Raw genomic sequence first — 21,022 nt, forward strand, 5'->3', positions numbered from 1 at the left:
AACACAGCGTTAAAATGCTGTGTTTCTCTTCTTAATATAAAAGATTTAAAAACTCATCTTTCGCTACATTTCCAAAATAGTGGGTCGTGTCAATATCGGCAAGTGTCTTCTCGATTTCATTTTTTTCGTAACGTGCGCCTATTAATTTATCCTCAATCTCACTTACCTCACCCACGCCAAAAAAGTCGCCATAGATTTTACAATTTTCGATGACCCCTTTATTTACTTCAAGACGAACATCAATTGAGCCTACAGGAAAACGATGAGAATGCTGCAAATTAAACTTTGGTGACCTTCCATAGTTCCATTCCCAGTTTTGATAGCGTTCTTTCGATAACTGATGGATCTTTTCCCAATCCTCTTCCGTCAGAACATATTCGAGAATTCCTTCTTGTCCTTCAAAAATATTCTTTAAAAGTAGAGACCGGAATTCACTGATATCTAACTTTTCAGTGAGAAACTCAGAAATATTGGCAACTCGGCTGCGGACTGATTTAATTCCTTTTGATTCAATTTTATCTTTTTTAACTTTCAACGCTGAGACTACGTTATCTATTTCTGAATTAAGCATTAGCGTACCATGGCTAAACATTCTGCCCTTCGTTGAAAATTGGGCATTACCGGAGATTTTTCGTCCTCCAACCTCAATGTCATTTCTGCCGCTTAATTCCGCATTTACGCCTAATTTTTTTAATGCGGTGACAACTGGCTCTGTGAATTTACGGAAATTATGGAAACTCTCCCCGTCATCCTTGGTAATAAAGCTAAAGTTTAAATTGCCCAGATCATGATAAACCGCTCCACCGCCAGACAGCCTGCGGACAACTTTAACTCCATTACCCTCTACATAATCCGTATTAATTTCTTCAATTGTATTTTGATTTTTGCCAATAATAATCGATGGTTCATTTATGTAAAATAATAAATACGTTTCATTTATATCAAGATTCTTCAGAGCATACTCTTCAATTGCCAAATTTATCTGCGGATCGGTAATTCCTTTATTATCGATAAATAACATTGTTTACTACCCCTTCTTATAGTGAAATAGTTTGAAATTCTTCTGCAAGCATAATTATACCAGTAAATTCATTAGATGCCTCAGTAATTAACTCAGATACTGACCCATAATGAGGTAAATGTGTAAGAATTAATTTTTTAACACCAGCTTTTTGCGCAAAGTTTCCGGCGTCGATACTGTTCATATGTCCTGCTGACTTTCCGTCCTGGTGTCCATAAAAGTTGCATTCACACAATAATAGATCAGCATTTTGACCGAACTCAATGAATTCATCCTTAAAGGAACTGTCAGCAGTGTAGACAATCGCTTTTCCAGCCGCTTCAATTCTCATTGCATAGCAAGGGACCGGGTGATCTGTTTTTAAAAATGAGACTTGAAATGGACCAACTGTGAGTATCTCACCAGGATGATAAGCAACACCTTTTGTAATCTCTTTATAGGTTAATTTACTAAATTCATTTGGATCGAGCTCATGACCATATAGGGGAAGGTTTGGAGTCTTCTTTCCTAAAAACCCTTGGATTAATCTCGCATGCTGCAGGACACCAATATCCGCGATGTGATCGGGGTGATAATGCGAAAGTAAAACAGCATCAAGTGCTTCGGGTTGAATAATGTTTTGGAGCTTACTAAGGACTCCACTCCCACAATCAATTAAGAGATGAAATCCCTCATGTTCAAGTAAATAACCGGAACTAGCCGCATTCTGTTTCGGATAGCCTCCCCAAAAACCAATCACAGTGAGTTTCAATTAAATTCCTCCCATTCAAAGTTTATATACCTAATATACTCTATCTTTTCATGAATGAACAAAAACCAGCCGAACTTTACGGCTGGTTTTTGTTCATTCTTATTCACTCATTTGGTGTCTATATTTATGATTATATCTAATGGTAAAATATGCGGTTGTTCCTAAAGAGAATGCAATCAAATAACCTAATAAAATCATGAAATTTTGCCACATGAAACTGAAGTCCCCACTTGATATCACTGCTTTAAAGCCTTGTACCGAATAGGTCATTGGCAGAATGGCATTAAAATGCTGTAGGAAGTTCGGGATTAATTCAAGTGGGAAGGTTCCCGCACTAGTGGTCAATTGTAAAATTAAGATAACAATCGCAATAAAGCGTCCTGCATCAGCGAATACCGATACAAGGAGCTGTATTAAAGCAATAAACGCTAAGCTCGTCATGATCGAAAAAAGAATAAATTTGGGTACGCTTTGTACATCGAGACCTAACCCACCAAGAAGAATCACATCTGCCAGTAGCGCTTGAAATACTCCAATCCCAGCCATGATAGAAAACTTACTAGAAAACCAGTTAAATCCATTGGCTGGAGCAACCGCAGTATCACGAAGTGGGAAGACGATGGATAGAAGCAGTGCACCAACAAACAAACCTAAAGAAAGAAAATATGGTGCAAAACCGGTTCCATAGTTTGGAACATGATTAATTTTTTCTTTATCCAGCTTGACTGGGTCGGCCATCATATTATAGGTCTTTTCATCGGAGTGGACTTTGGCCACTTCTTTGCTTCCATCAGATAACTTATCAGCTAATTCTTTTGCCCCATTAGAAAGTTTGGATGTACCGTCTTTTAACTGACCGGAACCTTTAGCCAATTGACCGGCGCCGGATGTTAGAGCAGAAGCACCGCCTGTTAATTGATTCATTCCATCTGTAAGGTCAGAGGCACCTGCTTTCAACTTACCGGAACCTGTGGCTAATTTGCCTGTTCCAGTTGTAATTTTATCAGCACCAGCTGCCAGTTGACTCATCCCGGCAGAAAGATTATTGGTGCCATCAGCTAATTTTGATGAACCAACATATAAATCATGAATCCCTTTTTGTAGTTCCTGTTGACCGCCATTAATTTTACCAATGCCTGTGATCAATTGATCAAAATAAGGGGTTGTTTGTGCTTTAATTTTATCTTCCAATCCCTTTGATGATCCTGCTAATTTGCCATCTACCCCTGTTTTAAATTGATTAAAGCCTGCATCTATTTTAGGGCTAAGTTGTGATAAAATTTGCTTTTCTACCTGTTCTTTTGTTGGTGCATTTTTTTGCTCATTAGCCATTATTCCTTGCACGAGTGCAGGGTCTACTTTATTTTCAATTAAGGTTTGGGCTAATTTCTGCATTTTCTCTGTTTGTTGAGAAATCGTTTGATCAGCTATTTGGGACGCTAATGTGGTCGTTAGCTGTGATTGAAATTGATCGATGCCCGCATTAAGTTCTCCGACACTTCCAGTTAATTCCTTTTCAATCCCTGAAGCAATCCCTGCGGGAAGGTCCCGTTTTAATTGTTCGGCACCTGCTGATGCTTCTTTCGTTCCTGCAATTAGCAACGGTAGATTGGCATCCGCTTTTGCTAGTCCGTTTTTCAGCTCTGTTGAACCTGTTGCTACTTGCCTGGAACCTGTAGCGGCTTCTTTCACACCATTGTCGAATTCAATTGACTTATCTGCTAAAGTTGCCAGCCCGTTATATAGTTCCTTCGAACCAACCGCAAGCTTGTTAGAACCTGCATCCGCTGACTTCATTCCATCGTTAAACTCAATTGATTTCTCTGCAAGTGTCGCCAGTCCTTTATTTAATTCCTTAGAACCTAAATCAAGGTCAAGCGTACCCGCACTTAATTGACCGGCACCATCACTTGCCTTCACAACACCATCGGCTAGCTCACTGATTTTGTCAAACATAGTTTCAGCATACGTTTCCGTAACTTTTTCAGCCACCGCTGTTTTTATTTTTTCTATAGCTGTGCCGCCAATTTGAGCGGACAGGAAGTTATACCCTTCGTTAGGGGTATAGATTAATTCCAACTTTTCCGGTTGCTCATCCAATAATGTCGTTGCGTTTTTAGAAAAGCTTTTCGGTATTTCAATGACCATATAATACTTTTGATCTTTTAAGTTTTGATAGCCCTCTTCTTTATTTACAAACTCAAAACCAAATTGCTTATTTTTCTTAAGCTTTGAAACTAATTCATCGCCAAGCTTCAGATGATTCCCATCCAGCGTTGCCCCTGTATCTTCATTTACAATGGCAACGGGAAGATCATCCAGTTTGTCGTAGGGGTCCCAGAATGCCCACAAAAACATTCCCGCATATAATACTGGTACAAACATGACAGCAATAATCGGGATTAACAATTTTTTATTTCTTAGAATCGCAAGGAGCTCTTCCTTAAACAATATGTTTTTCACTTATGATGCCTCCTTTTATATTTATGACCATTTTGTTCATTTAGTCATTTCCTTTCAAAAAAGTATGGAATATCTCATTGATACTCCAATAATTTCTACTAATCAAAATCACAAAAAGTGACTGATTGAGTAATTTGGTCAGTTAATACTTTTAGAGTATACATCGATTCATACCTGTTTGCAAGCAGAAAAAAGAAGCTGTTATTTATGAACAGCTCCTGTTGAGGTATCTTTTCTTTTTAAATAATCAAGGACGTCTTTAACTGCGGCCTCACCCTGGTCAATACAATCTGGTAGACCAACACCGCCATAGGAAGACCCTGCTAAAAATATACCTGGTAATTCCGTTTTCAATTGCTTATCAATGTCTATTAACCTTTGCTTATGACCCACCGTATATTGTGGCATGGAATTTTTCCATCGGGAAATGATTGCAAAATCCGGATTCATCGTGATATCCATGGTTTTTTTCAAATCATCTAAGACAATCTTTATAATTCTATCATCTGAAAGGTCGACGATTGTTTCATCTCCAGACCTCCCAACATAACAGCGGAGCAGCACTTTCCCTTCTGGAGTAGAATGAGCCCACTTTTTATGGGTCCAAGTACATGCTGTAATTGAATAGTCACTATTTCTAGAAACAACGAAGCCTGTTCCATCAATATCATTTTTCACTGCTTCTTTAGGAAATGCTAAAGCTACTGTTGCTACTGATGTAGAAGGGACCGATTTTAACGGATCAAAAAAACTATATTCTGAAAACATCGCTTGCGTTATTTTATGAGGCGTCGCCGCAATAATGCTATCAGCAACCAATGTTTCCCTATTATTGAGATAAACTTCATACTTATTCCCATCTTTAGTGACTTTGTCTACACGGTGCCCTTTTAAAATTGACCTTTTGTCTAACTTTGCTTCTATGGCTTCAGCAAATGATTGAAGCCCAGTTTTAAATGTTAAGAAGGCACCTTTAACTTTTTCATTATTTTCAGGTTTTTTGGGTTGTGAAGGGGCAGATTTTTTCATCCCAATGATCAGGCTTCTGTATTTCTGTTCTACCTCATAGAATTGCGGAAAAGTGGACATGAGACTTAATTGATCAATATCACCCGCATAAATCCCTGATAATAATGGTTCAATTAAATTCTCGACCACCTCATCGCCTAGCCTTCTTCTGAAGAACTCTCCCAATGATTGGTCTTTTCCGCTTTCGGACCGAGGTAAAATGAAATCTGCCGCAGCTCTTAGTTTGCCGGGAATAGAAAAAAGACCTGTGGTAAGAAAAGGTCCTACTTCGGTTGGAATTCCCATGATCGAACCACCGGGCATTGAATGAAGTTTCTCGTTAACTAACACGAATGATTTTCCCGTGGAATTATGGACTAATTGATCCTCCATCCCCACTTCCCTTGCTAACCTAGTAATACTTGTCTTTCGGGCTAAAAATGAATCCGGCCCTCTCTCAATTGTATAACCATCCCTGATAACAGTTTGCATCTTGCCTCCGAGACGGTGTGAAGCTTCGATTAGTTGGATCTCAATGGGGAGATTATGTTCCTGAATTGCTTTTTGAAGATAAAAAGCTGATGTGAGCCCAGCAATTCCTCCCCCAATGATGATAATCTTATGTTTTTCTTCCGCCAAGGTACTCACCTTCTTCCACTAATCTGAATCTTACTCAGTAACCATCTTAAGAACGACGGTCGACAATGCATCAATAAATTCTTCCTTTGCATTTGGCATTTCTGGGCGGTAGTAACTTGCACCCACTTCTTCCGTCACTTTTCTACATTCATAATCATTATCATAAAGCACTTCAAGGTGTTCACATACAAACCCTACAGGTGCATAAACAAACGCTTTATAATGATACTCATTATATAAATCCCGAGTTAAATCCTGAACATCCGGGCCAAGCCAAGGTTCTGGAGTTTGTCCGGCACTTTGCCAGCCAACCACATAATTTTGTATTCCCGCCTGTTCAGCAATTAAGTCCGCTGTTTCTTGCAATTGGCTCGGATATGGATCACCAAACTGGAGGATTTTCTCAGGCAGACTATGTGCGGAAACAATCAGGACGGCCTCGTCCCTTTCCTCTTGCGGCATCCTTAAAAAGACTTTTTTTACCTTATCAACCCAGTATCCAATAAACTTTGGTTCTTGATACCAGCTGTCAATTGTTCTGATTTTTAACTTTCCACCCAATTTTTCTGCTTCTTCTAAAGCTCTTCCATTGTAGGACTTTATGCTGAAAGTTGAAAAATGAGGAGCAAGAACGATACTGATAGCCTCTTCGATGCCGTCAGCATCCATTTGTTTCACTGCATCTTCAATAAAAGGAGTGATGTGTTTTAAGCCAAGATACATTTTAAATTCTATTTCCTGTTGAATATTATTTAGATGTTCTTCGAGTTTTTCTGCTTGCTCAAGGGTAATCTTAGCTAACGGAGATATCCCGCCAATCGCTTCATACCTGCCACGAAGTTCTTCGATCATTTCTGGTGTTGGCTTTCGGCCGTGTCGAATATGGGTATAGTATCCCTCTAAATCATCTAATGTATATGGAGTCCCGTAAGCCATTACTAACAGGCCCATTTTCTTTTTTGTCATGTTCGCACCTCATTTTCAAATCTATTCGCTTTTTCCCATTTAAAAAAATCATTTGGGTCCGGGCCATTAAAAGCTGTGTTGCCCTCAATGACCCATTATAAAGCAGCCGATATTATTGTGCCAAAAAATTGGACTGCTTACCAATTTTAAACTTAAGATGGGAAATTAACGACTTAATTTTGATGCAGAATACTCATGGACAAATGAAGCTAATTTTTTCAACGTTTCAGGGTTAACTGAAGGGAATACACCGTGCCCTAAATTAAAAATGTAGCCATCCTGTTCCATTCCTTGGTCTAAAATAGCTTTCGCTCTTTCCTCAATGACTTCCCATGGAGCTAACAGAATAGCCGGGTCAAGATTCCCCTGAATAGCTTTGTTAATACCCATTTCTCTTGCCTGGTGAATCGGCAGACGCCAATCCAACCCAACAACATCCAGTGGCAGGTCATTCCATTCTAAAGCAAGATGACTAGCACCGACGCCGAACATAATTAATGGAACATTTTCCTCTTTTAATGAAACAAAAATACGATTCATAATGGGCTTAATGAAATACCGATAATCCTCTACATTTAAAGCCCCCACCCATGAATCAAAAATCTGAATAGCCTTTGCACCAGCTTTAATTTGCGACTTCACATATGTAATGATCATGTCGCCGAGCTTATCCATAAGTGCAAACCACGCCTTTGGCTCGGTGTACATAAACGCTTTTGTCTTATTATAGTTTTTGGAAGGACCGCCTTCAATCATATAGCTGGCAAGGGTAAATGGAGCACCCGAAAAACCGATTAATGGTACGGATAACTGCTCTTGTGTTAATAATTTAATCGTGTCCAATACATAAGGGACATCCTCTTCAGGATTAATTTCACCTAGTTTTTCAACATCTGCTAAAGAACGAATTGGATTGTCAATAACAGGTCCAATCCCTCCTTTTATTTCTACCTCCATCCCAATTGCTGGGAGCGGCGTCATAATATCTTTATATAAAATCGCAGCATCGACGTTATATTGTTCAACAGGCAAGCGCGTTACATAAGCACAAAGCTCAGGCTGATGTGTAATTTCAAATAAGGAATACTTTTCTTTAATCGCTCTGTACTCTGGCTGCGAACGGCCAGCTTGACGCATATACCATAAAGGTACATGATCGGTTTTTTCGCCTCTGGCTGCTTTTAATAATGTTTCATTAATTGGTCTTGTCATTAGTGTTGTCCACCTTTCAAAAACGTGTCTGTTGTCAATTTTAATATATATAGCATAAATTTAAAACTTACTCATTCTTATTAAACTGTATTTACTATATCTATTTATCCTATTTGTGTATAGCTAACGATATTAACTGTCAAAAAAAAGTCGTTTTTTCGTTTTTAAATTTGTTAAATCTGCAGGCATTTCCCCAATAATTTTTTCACTAATTCCGCTCACCTCTTGATGCAATTTTCATATTCTGTATTACATCCAACAGGGCTATAGCCCTCCCTGGATGATAGAGAGGAGGGAAATACATGGTTGTCGAGCTTACTGCTCTTCATTGGATCTATGTGACCTTTATTGTTCTTATCATTGGATTTATGGTCATGAGAAGGGACACATCCATTGTATGTATCGTCGGGATATTCCTAATTGCTATCACTGCAACCGGGTCGTTAAGCCATTCAATAAGCAGTATTTTCAACAGTTTCAGTTATGCGATTACTGAATTATTATCTACTATTCTTGTTATTTCAATAATTGTTGCCATGAGCAATACTTTAACGGTAACTGGAATTAATGATGTGATGATTTCACCATTTCGAAAACTAATCCGCAACCCAACACTCGCCTATTGGACAATAGGAATTCTTATGATGATTATATCCTGGTTCTTCTGGCCATCCCCTGCTGTTGCACTTTTAGGTGCCGTCCTTCTTCCAGTTGCGATTCGCGCTGGACTGCCAGCTCTTGGCGTAGCCATGGCAATGAACTTGTTTGGTCATGGTATCGCTTTATCTGGTGACTTTGTCATTCAAGCTGCTCCTAAACTAACCTCAGATGCAGCGGGTATTCCCATTCAAGACGTGATTAATGCCAGCATTCCATTAGTGTTTATTATGGGTCTTGTTACAACTGTAACCGCATTCTACTTCTTAAAAAGGGATATGAAGCGGGGAATTCTAAAAACGACAACTTCCGAAAGCGCGGATTCGCCTGCTGGTGGCACTGACCAGCCTGCGCTTCTATCACTTGCTCAAAAACGCTTTTTCGCCCTATTAGTACCCTTATTATTTGCTGCAGACGTTGCGGCGATGTCCATTCTTGATTTAGCAGGCGGCGATGCCACAGCTTTAATTGGCGGCACTTCGATTCTTATACTTTTATTAATTGCCTTAACAAGCCATAAAAGTAAAGGCTTAGAAAAAACAACACAATATCTAATCGAAGGATTCCAATTTGGTTTTAAAGTTTTTGGTCCGGTAATCCCGATTGCTGCTTTCTTTTATTTGGGTGATGCCGGATTCGGGAAAATCATTGGTGACTTTTTACCGAAGGCTTCTCAAGGAATTGTCAATGATTTAGGAGTTTCTCTCGCTAATATCGTCCCATTAAGTAAAGAAGTTGGGGCGATTACCCTGACTACCGTTGGGGCAATCACTGGTCTCGATGGTTCAGGCTTTTCCGGAATCTCACTTGCCGGTTCTGTTGCCAGCCTATTTGCCATTGCCATCGGTAAGGGTGCTGCCACATTGACGGCACTCGGGCAAATTTCTGCCATATGGGTAGGGGGCGGAACTCTGGTACCATGGGCGTTAATCCCGGCTGCAGCTATCTGTAATGTCGATCCATTTGAACTAGCAAGGCGAAACCTTCTTCCTGTGGTGATTGGGCTCGTTGTGACAACGATTGCTGCGATGTTTCTCATTTAACCGAAGCAAAGAGGCTGATCCTATGAACAGCCTCTTTGCTTAATTTTGCCGCTTTTTAAAATAGTTATATATTAGAATCCAAATAACTACCCAGATATAACCTAATGCATAGCCTCCAAGGACATCTGATGGATAATGAACCTGTAAAACAATTCGGCTTGCACCTATTAATAAGAGTAAGATAGCTGTAATAACCGCGATTGTGATCTTTGCTGACTTTGATTTTGCTTCCTCCATTAGAAGATACGCAATCATAAAATAAACAATCATCCCCACCATCGCATGTCCACTCGGAAAGCTGTAGCTTTTCACATCGACAAGATGTTCAAGGTCTGGCCTAGGGCGTACAAAAAGATTCTTTAAAAGCTTACTAACTTCATTTCCTATTGCTACTGATAAGGCAAGGGCACCCGCACCAACGTAGTTCCTCTGTTTAAGTAATAACCACGCTAACGCAAGTAAGGCAACAACCCCAATCCCCTTTTTATCGCCCATTTCTGTTACTTGAATAAAAAATGGAATGACTGCTTTAGGCACATGTGCAAATAGCCTTGCCACCTTGTCATCGATCCAAAAATCGCTGCTCATTGCAACCTTGATGGATGTAAGCAATGCGCAAAAAAGTGCAAAAATAAAAAATAGATAAGAAAAATTCCTGTAGTTCTTTTGTTCCATCCCCCAAACCCTTTCCTGCTCATATCTAATTGAAATTCTAGTAAAAAGTATAAAGAAAATGCCTATAAAAATCTACTTTAGAGGATATAAATGTTAAAATAGTTTGAAAATAGATTCTATATCACTGATATGTTTGGAGGAATAGATTTGATAAACAAGTTGTTTGCAGCCTTAGAAGGGTCTTATGAAGAGATGGTTGATATCCGCCGCTTTATGCACCAACATCCGGAATTATCCTTTCAGGAATATAATACCGCCAAATTCATTCAGGCTTTTTATGAGAAACTCCAAATTGAAGTAACAGGGAATGTTGGCGGGAATGGTGTGGTTGCAAAGGTTTATGGAAAAAAACCAGGTAAAACAGTAGCACTACGGGCCGATTTTGATGCACTGCCCATCCAGGATGAAAAGGACGTTCCGTACAAATCCTTAGTCCCCGGGGTGATGCATGCCTGTGGACATGATGGCCATACTGCCACTCTCCTCGTCCTTGCCAAAACTTTGAATGAACTAAAAGAGGAATTAGAAGGCACCTATGTATTTATCCATCAACATGCGGAAGAGTATGCACCAGGTGGCGCAATTTCCATGATTGAGGATGGCTGTTTGGAAGATGTTGATGTTATTTTCGGCACTCATTTATGGGCAAGCGAACCGACGGGGACGATTCAATATCGAACCGGTCCAATAATGGCAGCAGCTGACCGTTTTGAAATTGATATTCAAGGCAAGGGCGGCCATGGAGCCCAGCCGCATAAAACGCTAGACGCAATCGTAACTGCATCCCAGATTGTCTTAAATCTACAGCAGATTGTCAGTCGGAGAGTAAATCCCGTTGATGCGGCCGTGGTCACGATCGGTTCTTTCACCGCACAAAATGCATTTAACGTTATTGCAGACAAAGCAAAACTAATTGGCACGGTTCGTACATTTAATGAGACCGTCCAACAATTGATCGAAGTAGAGATGGAAAGAATAATTGCGGGCACATGCTCCATGTCAGGCAGTACTTATGACTTTAGATTTGTGCGGGGCTATCCGGCTGTGGTCAATTCGGAGAAAGAAACCGTGTTTTTAACTTCCTGTGCACAGAAAGTCGCAGAAGTGACCAACATTGAAGAAACCGAACTCCAAATGGGCGGTGAAGATTTTTCCTATTACTTACAAAACGTGCCAGGTACATTCTTCTTCACAGGGGCAAAGCCGCTTGGTAACGACACGGGGTACCCACATCATCACCCTAAATTTGATATCGATGAAAAAGCAATGTTAATTGCAGCAAAAACATTAGGGGTGGCAGCTATTACCATCCATGGTAATGATTAAGAAAAAATCCCCTCGACTCAAATTGGGTCAGGGGATTTTTGCAGCAGTCTTAATCGATAGGCATTCATAGCTGTTTCACCTAAATGCTTAAGGAGATTGTTATTGGCATAGGCACCAACAAAGGCACCAATACCCGGCACTAATTGGAGCATTTTAGCCAGGTCAATATAATCCCGATACTCCTGCTGAAACTTGCGCCAATCCATTTCCACTAGGACAGTCTTTCGAGTCTCCCAGTTTTCAATTTCAGCTAATGTACTTTTTCGAATCTCCTCACTTGAAAATGCCAGCTGAAATACATGAAGAATAAACAATCTTTCTGCATATTCCTTTGTATTAAAACCATAGATAGAAGCTGCTTCAAAAAGAAATTTCATCTTTATGGAAAGCAGTAATGGAAAATCAGCCAGCCCAAGTAGAATTCCACCAGCTCCAGTCCCCGCCCCTTCAATCATCGCCGTCTTTTGAAAAGTAGCCATTTTTTTAACTGCCAATTCATCTTTTTCAGCAAGGGTTAACCCGTGTGCCTGATCCCTATTCGTTGTAATTTGCGAACCGAACAGCGTTGCTTTAACCATTGCTTTGATACTATCTGTCATTACTTCGTGAACCTTTTCAGGAATAAATTCATTTATTTTTCCTTGGGCTTTTTTCGATAATCGATTCATCATTCCTGAGCGTCTCGTTAATTTCCGTTTCCACTCTTCGACTTCTTCATAAACCTTTAATTCATACTCGTTCATTGGTCACCCCTCCACTATAATATTATGCATTCATACGAAGTTCTCCGCTCAATAGTTTCAAAAAAATCCCCTTAAATTTTCAAGGGGATCTGGATTATACTTTCAATCGATTTTTAGCGTAAAAATAAACAAAAACATAGCTAAACACAATTCCTGTAATTATGGATAGCAACGAGATGAACAATTCGCCCTTCACTACTATAAATAAAGAAAAAATGACTGTTTGAATCGCTAAAATGGTCATTAATAAAGAGTTGAATGCTATTTTTTTATATTTTTGTTCAACAGGATATAAGTCTACCCACAATTTGTTTTGATGATGATTCCACAGTGGAAGAAGCTGAAAACCTGTTAAATATAAGAATAAAATCCCAAGTAATATTTGACCTACACCAAAAGAGATAAAATAAATTGCAAGAACACCAATTACTGTTAAACGTATAAAAAGTCCAAGATAATCCGATGACCTTAAAAATGCTCTCGAAAACAAATATAAATAGGTCTTATCTCTGGAAAAAGCCATTCGATTAATAAATAGATCTAACCATTTTCTTCTTTTAACTGTATCCCTTAATTGAGGCACATCGGTAAACATATTCGCAAGCCGATAAAAGGATGCCATTCTTTTCTCTTCCTGGCTAATTAATAAATCCCATTTAAGGCCCATTTTCTTAGTTTGAGCAGAAAAGTAAAAGTAATACAAAGCGCAAACGATCACAATGAACAACAGGATAAAAATATCGGCTTGTTTAAATAGCAAATAAGTAAATATCGCATTAATTAAATAACGAACGACAATGTCCCATCTATGGATAGAAGCTTGGACAAAAAAATCGATCCGCCAACTCGTTGTTAAATTCCAGGCCTTTAAGACTAACAGGATCACTAAAAAAGGGAAAAATGATTGGAAGCCATTACTGCTTATCTTGGCATACATGGGCATTAATACAGCCAATACCATTAGAAGCAGGTAACCTTGAAAAACAAGGCTCGCCCCTCCTGAACGAAGGAAATACCCTCTCAATTTATCCTCAAGCGGGAGTATAAACACCTGATCCGCTTCTAGCAGGAAATTAGATACAGGACTATATGTTAACAAGGATCCAATCAGAATAGCGATAATTAATTCTGCAGGAAAACCTTCAGAAAGGGATTCAATCCACTTTTGATAATAAAATGAAGCCGTTCCAATTAAAAATAATAAAACAACAACCAGATGCCCATTGAAAATATAGCGTAAATACCTTCCTAAGTCCTTCATTCGACCGCTTGCTCGGTCCTTCCAAAGCTTTTTTTCATCAAACATAATTTTCTTCCTTTGTTAATTGAATATACAAATCATCTAAAGAAGCCCCTGGCATTGAGAATTGCTCTCTCAACTCTTCTAGGGTCCCTTTTGCACGGATTTTACCTTCATGCAGAATCACAAATCGATCACAATATCTTTCGGCTGTGGCCAAAATATGTGTGGACATTAAAATGCCTGCACCGTTATCTTTCATTTTTTTCATTAAATCGAGCAGGGATTGGATTCCTAGCGGATCAAGTCCAACAAATGGTTCATCAACAATATACAGTGACGGCTGAATTAAAAACGCACACATAATCATTACCTTTTGTTTCATGCCTTTTGAAAAATGGGCTGGAAACCACTTTAACCGCTTTTCCATTCGAAATTCTGTCAGTAGTGAAGTTATACGCTCTTTATAGGTGGCCTCATCAAGACCATACGCCATTGCTGTTAGTTTCAAATGCTCCTCAAGAGTCAATTCTTCATATAAAACAGGTGTTTCAGGAATAAAGGTAAACAATTTACGATATGCCTCTTTATTTTCTGTGAAAGTATGACCATTTATTTTTACTGAACCTTTGTGCGGTTCCATTAATCCAATAATATGTTTTATGGTTGTACTCTTTCCCGCTCCATTTAAACCAATAAGTCCGACCAATTCTCGTTCCTTTACTTCAAAGGAAACATCTTTTAAAACAGGGTTCCTTGTATATCCTCCGACGAGATTTTCAATCATTAATAAAGACATTTGCAACGTCCTTCCTTAACAGGATTATCTTTTTTTCTGATAAGATAGTATAAGTTTTTGAACTTAGTTTACATTCTAGCTCCAGCGCCCTAACGGCTAGTGTCCTTCGCTCTCCGCCCTACGATAAGTCAACATCGAATCGCTAACGCTCTTCGTGTTTCCTTTATCTCAGTTGGAGCGCTCCAGGCCATACGCCGCTGAACAGGGCGCTTGCGCTTTCTATTTTATCAAATTGTCTTTGATAAAAATAGTTTTCAAATTTTTATCATTTTTTTTGTATATTTCTTTTCACATCGGACATCATAATATTCGAAGGGGAAATAACTTACTTCGATGAAGAAATTCATCAAAACTTGAGATGAGGTGTCTGTCAAAGACAATTTACATTTCAAACAAGTGAGCTTCCAATTCGTTTCAGATAAGGGGATGGTTGTTTTGTACAGCGTGCACAGTAACCATTTTGAGTTCTAGTACACCAAGTCATTGTTTATCTTAAAAAAATAAACATTAAATGAGGTGTTTACCGCAGATCGCTACCTGTTTTTATAAGTTGGTAAAACATATAAAAACAACATAGGGGATGGTCAGCTTGAACAATGATGTCTCTTTATAAAAACACTCTATGAAAAATGAGGTGTTTATCAAAGAACACTCCTAATGAACGTTCCAATTGAAGCAATCCCCTTCGAGAGGGCAGGATCCCATGCGGATCCTGTCTTTTTCTTTTTTTAGATTTCATGGTAAAATAATACAAACTATTTAGAAGGGATCGTGTATCGAATGAGCGATTGTATTTTTTGTAAAATTGTTAATGGAGAAATTCCATCTGCAAAAGTTTTTGAGAATGAGCATGTATTAGCCTTTTTAGATATTACACAGGTGACAAAGGGACATACTTTGGTTATTCCAAAAGTACATAAAGAAAACTTATATGAATTAACGCCGGAAATGGCCAGAAACCTTTTTGAAGTAGTCCCTGCCATTGCAAACGCCTTAAAACAAGAATTTGATCCAATTGGATTAAACACCATTAATAATAATGGTGAACAAGCAGGCCAATCTGTCTTTCATTTTCACATGCATTTAATTCCTCGTTATGGAAAAGGCGACGGATTCGGAGCCGTATGGAAAAGTAATCAACATGAGTATACTTTTGACATGTTAGAGGAAATGGCTGCAAATATTAATAAACAAGTATAAAAAATATTTTTATAATTATCAGAAAACTATATCTTTATTATTATTATATTAATATGGTATAATGAATACAGGTTTTTCGCTGCAGGCAACTAGCGCACTGCAGGAGAAACAAATAGATTAGTATAGCAGAGGAGAGATGAGAAATGAATACGAAGAACATTGTAATTTTAGCACTATTGGCGGGGATTGGGGTGGTCTTGCATACGGTAATGCCAAGTTTTCTTGGAATAAAACCTGACATGATGCTGGCTATGATGTTTTTAGGAATAATTCTTATTCCTGAGATCAAGAGTGTCTTGCTCTTGGCAGTTGTGACTGGAGTACTATCAGCATTAACAACAACTTTCCCAATGGGTCAAATCCCCAATATCATTGATAAACCTATCACTGCATTAGTCTTTTTCGGTTTATTTTTAGCTTTAAAAAAGTATCGAAATTCTGTTGTAAGTGTTGGAATATTAACTGCTGTTGGAACACTGATTTCAGGGACCATCTTTTTGGGAGCAGCTAATTTTTTAGTGGGCCTACCCGGTAACACTCCTTTCACAGCATTATTCGTAGTTGGTGTTCTACCAGCTGCAGCACTCAATACCGTAACAATGGTTATTCTGTATCCAATTGCTCAATCAATTGTTAAGCGAACTAAATTAACATCCCCTTCCGTCATTCAAAAATAATGCACGGGATCCTTATTAAGAAAAGAACCCCCGATGGGTTCTTTTCTTAATATAACTCTATAAAAAATAAGTAATCATTATGGCAATTAGCATGAAGATCCCACCGCATCCAGCTAGTGCAACAAATCTTTTCTTTAAAATATGTTTAGGTGGATATACTCCAGATCTTGTTAATATCAAAAAAACCTTAATTGCACTCAATAAAAGGATTGTACTAAAGATAAAAAAAATGAGAGCTGTCATCTTCATTCTTCTTGTCCCCCTATTTAATCTCAAAAAAGCGACTAATTGTTGTAACTATTTATATGTTTACCCGTCCATTCCTATGAACAAGGGCTGACAGATTAATGAGAGGGATTATTGACTGACTAATTAGTAAACGATTTATAAGTTAAATATTCTAAAATTTCCTATTATTCAATGGATGCATTTCAGGTAAAAAACAAAGAAATTTAAAATTCAATAGATTATTATTCTAATTTTTAAAAATTTTGTGAATTTATATCTTTATTAATTTTTACTTTATTGGCATAATGAAAATACAGAAATAAAAAAGTAGGTGAAAATGGGGATGACCGAGAAACAATTTACAATGAAGGAAGCGATGATTTTTACTCAGAGAGTTGCACAATTAAGTAAAGCCTTGTGGAAAGCAATTGAGAAAGACTGGCAGCAATGGATAAAACCTTTTGATTTAAATATTAATGAACATCATATTCTATGGATTGCCTACCATTTAAACGGTGCCTCCATCTCGGATGTGGCGAAGTTCGGCGTCATGCATGTTTCAACGGCATTTAATTTTTCGAAAAAGTTAGAAGAGCGAGGATTACTTCAGTTTTCAAAAAAGGAAAATGACAAACGCAATACTTATATTCAGCTTACTGATGCAGGAGAAGAGATATTGCTTCAATTAATGGAAACCTATGAGCCCAAAGGTAATGCTGTATTTTCTGGAGCTTTGCCGCTTCGTGAATTATACGGGAAGTTTCCTGAAATTGTTGAAATGATGGCAATTGTCCGTAATATTTATGGAGAAGATTTCATGGAAATCTTTGAACGTTCTTTTCATAATATTGAAAGTAAGTTCATTGAAGAAGATGGAAAACTAAAAAAATCGAAAAATATTGAACAAGAACTCGTTTAAAACTGGACTATAAGTACTTTTCCAACTCTTGAAAAAGGGGCATATAAAGCTTCTGCTTTAAACAAGCATTTATTATTGCTCTCATATTAAGATTGGAAGGTAAAGAGACAGATAATTCATGAAAAAGCGGCTGGAAGTATACATATCCCTCCGCTTTTTGTTCTTCCAATTTTATGCTCATTTTGTTACATAAAGAATAAAACAGCTTTACTTCCTGTTCGGATATCCCATTTTCAATAATAAGTTTATATAAATCAAGCGTTGAATCATTGAGCAACTTTAGCAACAGTTTTTGGTGATATTCAAGGATTTTAATTCTTTCTAGTAATTCTTGTTCATTCATCCAATCGCCCTCTTTTCATTATTTTATATGGTATATGTATATTATTAACCTTTTAAAACATTGGGTAAACTATTTTAATCCCTAGAAGGGGAATTTTTTTATGCTTTTTTCCCTTTAGAATTTAATTGGTTCATGCGGTTCCCTTAAGAGCCTAACATTCTTCCATTCTTTTTGACTATCTTTTTTTTATAATATTTGATAATGTATTAAACATAACACGAACATCAGGGAGGGAATCATTGATGATCTCCATTTTTATTGTCTTAGCAATTTTCATCTTGTTTTATGTAAATAAAATGACCAATTCACTTTGTATCCAAAAAGAAATTCCTGAAGAAAACCAACATAAGGTGTTTCGTACTATAAATATCCTAATTACGATTCTTCTGATATCTTCATATTTGGAAATTTTATATACATGAACCAAGGGGAATACTACGCAAACGATGGCATTTGTATTAATAAAAAAATAGAAGCGATGAGATTTTCTCATCGCTTTTAGTTTGCGATTTTTATTAATAAACCCAAGAAGCTCCGATGATTATTAATAAAATAAATAGGACAACCACTAACGCAAAGCCTCCGCCGTAACCTGCTCCACCAGACATATATTCCCCTCCCTTCATAAAGTACTATTTGGCCTTAATAAATCCAAGAAGCTCCCACAATAATTAATAGTATGAAAAGTACTACAATTAGAGCAAAGCCCGCTCCATATCCATGGCTCATCGTAATACCTCCTTTTCCATTTACTACGATATACTATTCAAACTGAATTCATTTCGTTTAGGCACTTCCCAATTTTTTTTGGATTGTTTTACGTTCACTTTTTTGAAATATTTAAAAAAAATAATCATAGTATTATTTTTGCAGGAGTTCCCATTTATGTTATAGTAGAGTTTGTGGACAAGAAATTACGGTTTAGGAGAGATTTCATCATGAAAAAATGGTTATTAGCCCTTACATTAGCAGGCGGCGTACTTGCATTAACTGCATGTAATCAAAGCGGTTCTGATACAGTGGCAGAGAGCAAAGTTGGTAACGTAACTCAGGAAGAACTTTACAATACAATGAAGGATAAATACGGAGACCAAGCCCTTCAGCAACTTGTATATGAAAAAGTTCTAGCTAAGAAATACAAGGTTACGGATAAGGAATTAAATGCAAAAATTGATCAATTAAAAACCGATCTTGGTGCAAATTTCGAAACGACCCTTGCACAATATGGTTATAAAAGCGAAGCTGACTTAAAGAAAACAATGAAGTTAGGCATGATGCAGGAAAAAGCTGCAATGAAAGGCGTTAAAGTAACGGACAAAGAATTAAAGGATTATTACGATAACTATAAGCCGGAAATTAAGGCGCGTCATATCCTTGTTGCTGATGAAAAGACTGCAAAAGAAGTGAAGAAAAAGCTTGATGGTGGAGCAAAATTTGAAGATGTTGCAAAAGAGTATTCAACTGATGAAGGCTCTAAAGCAAACGGCGGGGATTTAGGCTGGTTTGGAACTGGTAAGATGGATCCAGACTTTGAAAAAGCTGCCTATGCTTTAAAAGTCAATGAAATCAGTGCTCCAGTAAAATCACAATTTGGTTATCATATTATCCAATTAACAGACAAAAAAGAGAAAAAACCATACGCAGAGATGAAGGACGAAATCGTAACCCAAGTAAAGTCCTCTAAATTAACAACAGAAGAAATTAATAAAGCTATGCAGCGTGAACTAAAAGCTGCAGATGTTAAAGTTAGTGATAAAGACTTAAAAGATGCACTTAACCCACAAACAACTGCAGCAACGGCAGCACATTAAAAAAATGAAAAAAGCGGAAACGCCTCTAAACGAGCGCTTCCGCTTTTCTATTCTCCAGTAACCTTTAATTCTTCCTTCAATTCCTTTTCTCTCTCCAGGCGTTTCATATAGATTTCGCCTTCCTGCTCAATGTTTTCCATTTCCATCAATCGCTCTTCTCTTCCTGTTTTCAGTGCCATTAGTGCACTTACTACAATTCCAACCACAACAGCATATACCCAAATAGGAATAGTCATATTTTTTGCTCCTTCCCTTAGTGGTTGTCCACTCTTTACTACATGATATTCCTTAGAAATGGAAATATTCATATTACCCTTTAAATGCAAAAAAAAATAACCCAAAAGAGGGTTATTTTATTTATGAAACGCTGGCTTATAAAAGGAACGATTATCAAGCGCAAAAATCCGCTCAGTAAATTCACCTGGCTTCACTCGATCTAGTGCCCGGTCAAGCATATTCATTTTCGCATCAAGATTATCGATATAATGTAGAATTTCGGCTTCTTTAATCATTGGCGGTTTAGGACTGCCCCATTCCGCTTTTCCATGATGGCTCAGAACAAGATGTTGAAGTATAAGGACTTCTTCCCCAGAAATGCCAAGTTCTTCAGCCGCTTTGCCTATTTCATTAATCATAATCGTAATATGCCCAAGCAGGTTTCCTTCAATCGTGTAGACCGTCGAAATCGGACCTGATAATTCCAATACTTTCCCCATATCATGTAAGATAACCCCTGCATATAGTAAATCCTTGTCGAGGCTTGGATAAAGCATAGCAATCGATTTAGCCAAATCAAGCATACTCACAACATGAAAGGCAAGCCCAGATACAAACTCATGATGATTTTTAGTGGCTGCAGGAAACTCTAAAAAAGCCTTCTGATGCTTTTTGATTAAGTGTCGTGTAATTCTTTGGATATTGGGATTTTTCATTTCAAAAATATACTGAGTGAGTCTACCTGACATTTCCTCTTGGCTTAATGGTGCGGTCTCCAAGAAGTCATCCAATTTTACGCCATCTGACGGCCCGGTCCGGCGTATTTGACGGATTTTAAGCTGGCTTTTCCCACGATAATTTTGTACATCCCCTAGTATTTTCACAATACTTTGTGGGGCATAGCTCTTTCCATCCTCTTCATTAACATCCCAGAGCTTTGCTTCTATCTCACCGCTTTTGTCTTGGAGAATAAGGGTTAAAAAAGGTTTGCCATTACTTGCAATACCCTTTGTAGAACTTTTAATTAGTAAAAAAAGTTCTACCTGTTCACCTACTTCATGCTTTAATATACCTTTCCCCATAAA

23 protein-coding genes are annotated in these 21,022 nt (G+C 37.9%); 7 read left to right on the forward strand and 16 right to left on the reverse strand.

Features of this window, described 5'->3' with window-relative positions; all coding sequences use genetic code 11:
• Nucleotides 1–31: 31 nt before the first annotated feature.
• The 6 genes from lplA to hemE form a co-directional block, all read right to left on the reverse strand.
• A complete protein-coding gene (gene lplA, locus RCG22_RS09720) occupies nt 32–1,021 on the reverse strand; it encodes a lipoate--protein ligase (protein ID WP_308106663.1) in 990 nt (329 codons plus the stop codon).
• A gap of 16 nt (nt 1,022–1,037) precedes the next feature.
• Nucleotides 1,038–1,772: an MBL fold metallo-hydrolase gene (locus tag RCG22_RS09725; RefSeq protein ID WP_308106664.1), complete on the reverse strand. Its 735-nt coding sequence runs from the start codon at nt 1,770–1,772 to the stop codon at nt 1,038–1,040.
• A 99-nt stretch (nt 1,773–1,871) separates the two neighbouring features.
• Nucleotides 1,872–4,235, reverse strand: coding sequence for a YhgE/Pip family protein (locus RCG22_RS09730; RefSeq protein WP_308106665.1), 2,364 nt, complete (start codon nt 4,233–4,235; stop codon nt 1,872–1,874).
• Nucleotides 4,236–4,436: 201 nt separating this feature from the next.
• Nucleotides 4,437–5,882 (reverse strand): protoporphyrinogen oxidase, encoded by a 1,446-nt coding sequence (gene hemY, locus RCG22_RS09735; protein ID WP_308107121.1) that lies wholly within the window; start codon nt 5,880–5,882, stop codon nt 4,437–4,439.
• Nucleotides 5,883–5,912: 30 nt separating this feature from the next.
• Complete coding sequence (hemH, locus tag RCG22_RS09740; protein ID WP_308106666.1) at nt 5,913–6,848, reverse strand: ferrochelatase; 936 nt, start codon at nt 6,846–6,848, stop codon at nt 5,913–5,915.
• A gap of 165 nt (nt 6,849–7,013) precedes the next feature.
• The gene (gene hemE, locus RCG22_RS09745) at nt 7,014–8,060 is read right to left on the reverse strand and encodes a uroporphyrinogen decarboxylase (RefSeq protein WP_166258666.1); all 1,047 of its coding nucleotides are present in this window, start codon (nt 8,058–8,060) and stop codon (nt 7,014–7,016) included.
• 302 nt (nt 8,061–8,362) lie between these two features.
• Between hemE and RCG22_RS09750 the strand changes: the two genes are divergently transcribed.
• Nucleotides 8,363–9,760 (forward strand): hypothetical protein, encoded by a 1,398-nt coding sequence (locus RCG22_RS09750; protein ID WP_308106667.1) that lies wholly within the window; start codon nt 8,363–8,365, stop codon nt 9,758–9,760.
• A 39-nt stretch (nt 9,761–9,799) separates the two neighbouring features.
• On the opposite strand, the gene RCG22_RS09755 is transcribed toward RCG22_RS09750, so the two are convergent.
• Nucleotides 9,800–10,435: a phosphatase PAP2 family protein gene (locus RCG22_RS09755; RefSeq protein WP_308106668.1), complete on the reverse strand. Its 636-nt coding sequence runs from the start codon at nt 10,433–10,435 to the stop codon at nt 9,800–9,802.
• A gap of 147 nt (nt 10,436–10,582) precedes the next feature.
• Between RCG22_RS09755 and RCG22_RS09760 the strand changes: the two genes are divergently transcribed.
• Nucleotides 10,583–11,761, forward strand: a complete 1,179-nt coding sequence (locus RCG22_RS09760; protein ID WP_308106669.1) for a M20 family metallopeptidase — start codon at nt 10,583–10,585, stop codon at nt 11,759–11,761.
• 17 nt (nt 11,762–11,778) lie between these two features.
• Here RCG22_RS09760 and RCG22_RS09765 read toward each other — a convergent pair whose 3' ends face one another.
• The 3 genes from RCG22_RS09765 to RCG22_RS09775 all read right to left on the reverse strand — a co-directional run bounded on the left by RCG22_RS09765 (nt 11,779) and on the right by RCG22_RS09775 (nt 14,543).
• Complete coding sequence (locus tag RCG22_RS09765) at nt 11,779–12,504, reverse strand: EcsC family protein (RefSeq protein WP_308106670.1); 726 nt, start codon at nt 12,502–12,504, stop codon at nt 11,779–11,781.
• 94 nt (nt 12,505–12,598) lie between these two features.
• Nucleotides 12,599–13,810 (reverse strand): ABC transporter permease, encoded by a 1,212-nt coding sequence (locus RCG22_RS09770; protein WP_308106671.1) that lies wholly within the window; start codon nt 13,808–13,810, stop codon nt 12,599–12,601.
• Nucleotides 13,803–14,543, reverse strand: a complete 741-nt coding sequence (locus RCG22_RS09775; RefSeq protein ID WP_098260847.1) for an ABC transporter ATP-binding protein — start codon at nt 14,541–14,543, stop codon at nt 13,803–13,805. The genes RCG22_RS09770 and RCG22_RS09775 overlap by 8 nt, the downstream gene beginning before the upstream one ends.
• 780 nt (nt 14,544–15,323) lie before the next feature.
• Here RCG22_RS09775 and RCG22_RS09780 point away from each other — a divergent pair.
• Both RCG22_RS09780 and RCG22_RS09785 read left to right on the forward strand, forming a co-directional pair.
• A complete protein-coding gene (locus tag RCG22_RS09780; RefSeq protein WP_308106672.1) occupies nt 15,324–15,743 on the forward strand; it encodes an HIT family protein in 420 nt (139 codons plus the stop codon).
• Nucleotides 15,744–15,886: 143 nt separating this feature from the next.
• Nucleotides 15,887–16,420, forward strand: coding sequence for a tryptophan transporter (locus RCG22_RS09785; RefSeq protein ID WP_308106673.1), 534 nt, complete (start codon nt 15,887–15,889; stop codon nt 16,418–16,420).
• Between the two features lie 57 nt (nt 16,421–16,477).
• Here RCG22_RS09785 and yhzF read toward each other — a convergent pair whose 3' ends face one another.
• Nucleotides 16,478–16,669, reverse strand: a complete 192-nt coding sequence (gene yhzF / locus RCG22_RS09790) for a membrane protein YhzF (RefSeq protein WP_308106674.1) — start codon at nt 16,667–16,669, stop codon at nt 16,478–16,480.
• 322 nt (nt 16,670–16,991) lie between these two features.
• On the opposite strand from yhzF, the gene RCG22_RS09795 reads away from it, so the two are divergent.
• The gene (locus tag RCG22_RS09795; protein ID WP_374049437.1) at nt 16,992–17,567 is read left to right on the forward strand and encodes an HTH-type transcriptional regulator Hpr; all 576 of its coding nucleotides are present in this window, start codon (nt 16,992–16,994) and stop codon (nt 17,565–17,567) included.
• Between the two features lie 7 nt (nt 17,568–17,574).
• Here RCG22_RS09795 and RCG22_RS09800 read toward each other — a convergent pair whose 3' ends face one another.
• On the reverse strand, nt 17,575–17,910 hold the full coding sequence (locus RCG22_RS09800; protein ID WP_308106675.1) for a DUF1878 family protein: 336 nt from the start codon (nt 17,908–17,910) through the stop codon (nt 17,575–17,577).
• 242 nt (nt 17,911–18,152) lie between these two features.
• On the opposite strand from RCG22_RS09800, the gene RCG22_RS09805 reads away from it, so the two are divergent.
• The gene (locus RCG22_RS09805) at nt 18,153–18,332 is read left to right on the forward strand and encodes a hypothetical protein (RefSeq protein WP_066251952.1); all 180 of its coding nucleotides are present in this window, start codon (nt 18,153–18,155) and stop codon (nt 18,330–18,332) included.
• A gap of 93 nt (nt 18,333–18,425) precedes the next feature.
• On the opposite strand, the gene RCG22_RS09810 is transcribed toward RCG22_RS09805, so the two are convergent.
• A complete protein-coding gene (locus tag RCG22_RS09810) occupies nt 18,426–18,518 on the reverse strand; it encodes a YjcZ family sporulation protein (protein ID WP_066251949.1) in 93 nt (30 codons plus the stop codon).
• Between the two features lie 34 nt (nt 18,519–18,552).
• Nucleotides 18,553–18,639 carry a YjcZ family sporulation protein gene (locus RCG22_RS09815; protein WP_098260841.1) on the reverse strand — a complete coding sequence of 29 codons (87 nt, stop codon included), beginning with the start codon at nt 18,637–18,639 and terminating at the stop codon, nt 18,553–18,555.
• A 209-nt stretch (nt 18,640–18,848) separates the two neighbouring features.
• On the opposite strand from RCG22_RS09815, the gene RCG22_RS09820 reads away from it, so the two are divergent.
• Nucleotides 18,849–19,721 (forward strand): peptidylprolyl isomerase, encoded by an 873-nt coding sequence (locus RCG22_RS09820; RefSeq protein ID WP_066251943.1) that lies wholly within the window; start codon nt 18,849–18,851, stop codon nt 19,719–19,721.
• A gap of 47 nt (nt 19,722–19,768) precedes the next feature.
• On the opposite strand, the gene RCG22_RS09825 is transcribed toward RCG22_RS09820, so the two are convergent.
• Nucleotides 19,769–19,957 (reverse strand): sporulation YhaL family protein, encoded by a 189-nt coding sequence (locus RCG22_RS09825; RefSeq protein ID WP_098260839.1) that lies wholly within the window; start codon nt 19,955–19,957, stop codon nt 19,769–19,771.
• A gap of 117 nt (nt 19,958–20,074) precedes the next feature.
• Nucleotides 20,075–21,019, reverse strand: a complete 945-nt coding sequence (gene yhaM, locus RCG22_RS09830) for a 3'-5' exoribonuclease YhaM (protein ID WP_098260838.1) — start codon at nt 21,017–21,019, stop codon at nt 20,075–20,077.
• Nucleotides 21,020–21,022: the final 3 nt, after the last annotated feature.

It is taken from the genome of Neobacillus nitrireducens (genome assembly GCF_030915405.1).
In the GTDB taxonomy this organism is placed as follows: domain Bacteria; phylum Bacillota; class Bacilli; order Bacillales; family Cytobacillaceae; genus Neobacillus.

Bases quoted from the DNA above. Each gene is read 5' to 3' on its own strand.
- RCG22_RS09780 (WP_308106672.1), top strand. From the start codon at position 15,324: ATGAGCGATTGTATTTTTTGTAAAATTGTTAATGGAGAAATTCCATCT.
- RCG22_RS09820 (WP_066251943.1), top strand. From the start codon at position 18,849: ATGAAAAAATGGTTATTAGCCCTTACATTAGCAGGCGGCGTACTTGCA.
- RCG22_RS09770 (WP_308106671.1), bottom strand. From the start codon at position 13,810: ATGTTTGATGAAAAAAAGCTTTGGAAGGACCGAGCAAGCGGTCGAATG.
- hemH (WP_308106666.1), bottom strand. From the start codon at position 6,848: ATGACAAAAAAGAAAATGGGCCTGTTAGTAATGGCTTACGGGACTCCA.
- RCG22_RS09825 (WP_098260839.1), bottom strand. From the start codon at position 19,957: ATGACTATTCCTATTTGGGTATATGCTGTTGTGGTTGGAATTGTAGTA.
- hemE (WP_166258666.1), bottom strand. From the start codon at position 8,060: ATGACAAGACCAATTAATGAAACATTATTAAAAGCAGCCAGAGGCGAA.
- RCG22_RS09795 (WP_374049437.1), top strand. From the start codon at position 16,992: ATGACCGAGAAACAATTTACAATGAAGGAAGCGATGATTTTTACTCAG.
- RCG22_RS09750 (WP_308106667.1), top strand. From the start codon at position 8,363: ATGGTTGTCGAGCTTACTGCTCTTCATTGGATCTATGTGACCTTTATT.
- RCG22_RS09810 (WP_066251949.1), bottom strand. From the start codon at position 18,518: ATGTCTGGTGGAGCAGGTTACGGCGGAGGCTTTGCGTTAGTGGTTGTC.
- RCG22_RS09805 (WP_066251952.1), top strand. From the start codon at position 18,153: ATGATCTCCATTTTTATTGTCTTAGCAATTTTCATCTTGTTTTATGTA.
- RCG22_RS09785 (WP_308106673.1), top strand. From the start codon at position 15,887: ATGAATACGAAGAACATTGTAATTTTAGCACTATTGGCGGGGATTGGG.
- RCG22_RS09775 (WP_098260847.1), bottom strand. From the start codon at position 14,543: ATGTCTTTATTAATGATTGAAAATCTCGTCGGAGGATATACAAGGAAC.
- RCG22_RS09755 (WP_308106668.1), bottom strand. From the start codon at position 10,435: ATGGAACAAAAGAACTACAGGAATTTTTCTTATCTATTTTTTATTTTT.
- RCG22_RS09800 (WP_308106675.1), bottom strand. From the start codon at position 17,910: ATGAATGAACAAGAATTACTAGAAAGAATTAAAATCCTTGAATATCAC.
- yhaM (WP_098260838.1), bottom strand. From the start codon at position 21,019: ATGGGGAAAGGTATATTAAAGCATGAAGTAGGTGAACAGGTAGAACTT.
- RCG22_RS09815 (WP_098260841.1), bottom strand. From the start codon at position 18,639: ATGAGCCATGGATATGGAGCGGGCTTTGCTCTAATTGTAGTACTTTTC.
- yhzF (WP_308106674.1), bottom strand. From the start codon at position 16,669: ATGAAGATGACAGCTCTCATTTTTTTTATCTTTAGTACAATCCTTTTA.
- RCG22_RS09765 (WP_308106670.1), bottom strand. From the start codon at position 12,504: ATGAACGAGTATGAATTAAAGGTTTATGAAGAAGTCGAAGAGTGGAAA.
- lplA (WP_308106663.1), bottom strand. From the start codon at position 1,021: ATGTTATTTATCGATAATAAAGGAATTACCGATCCGCAGATAAATTTG.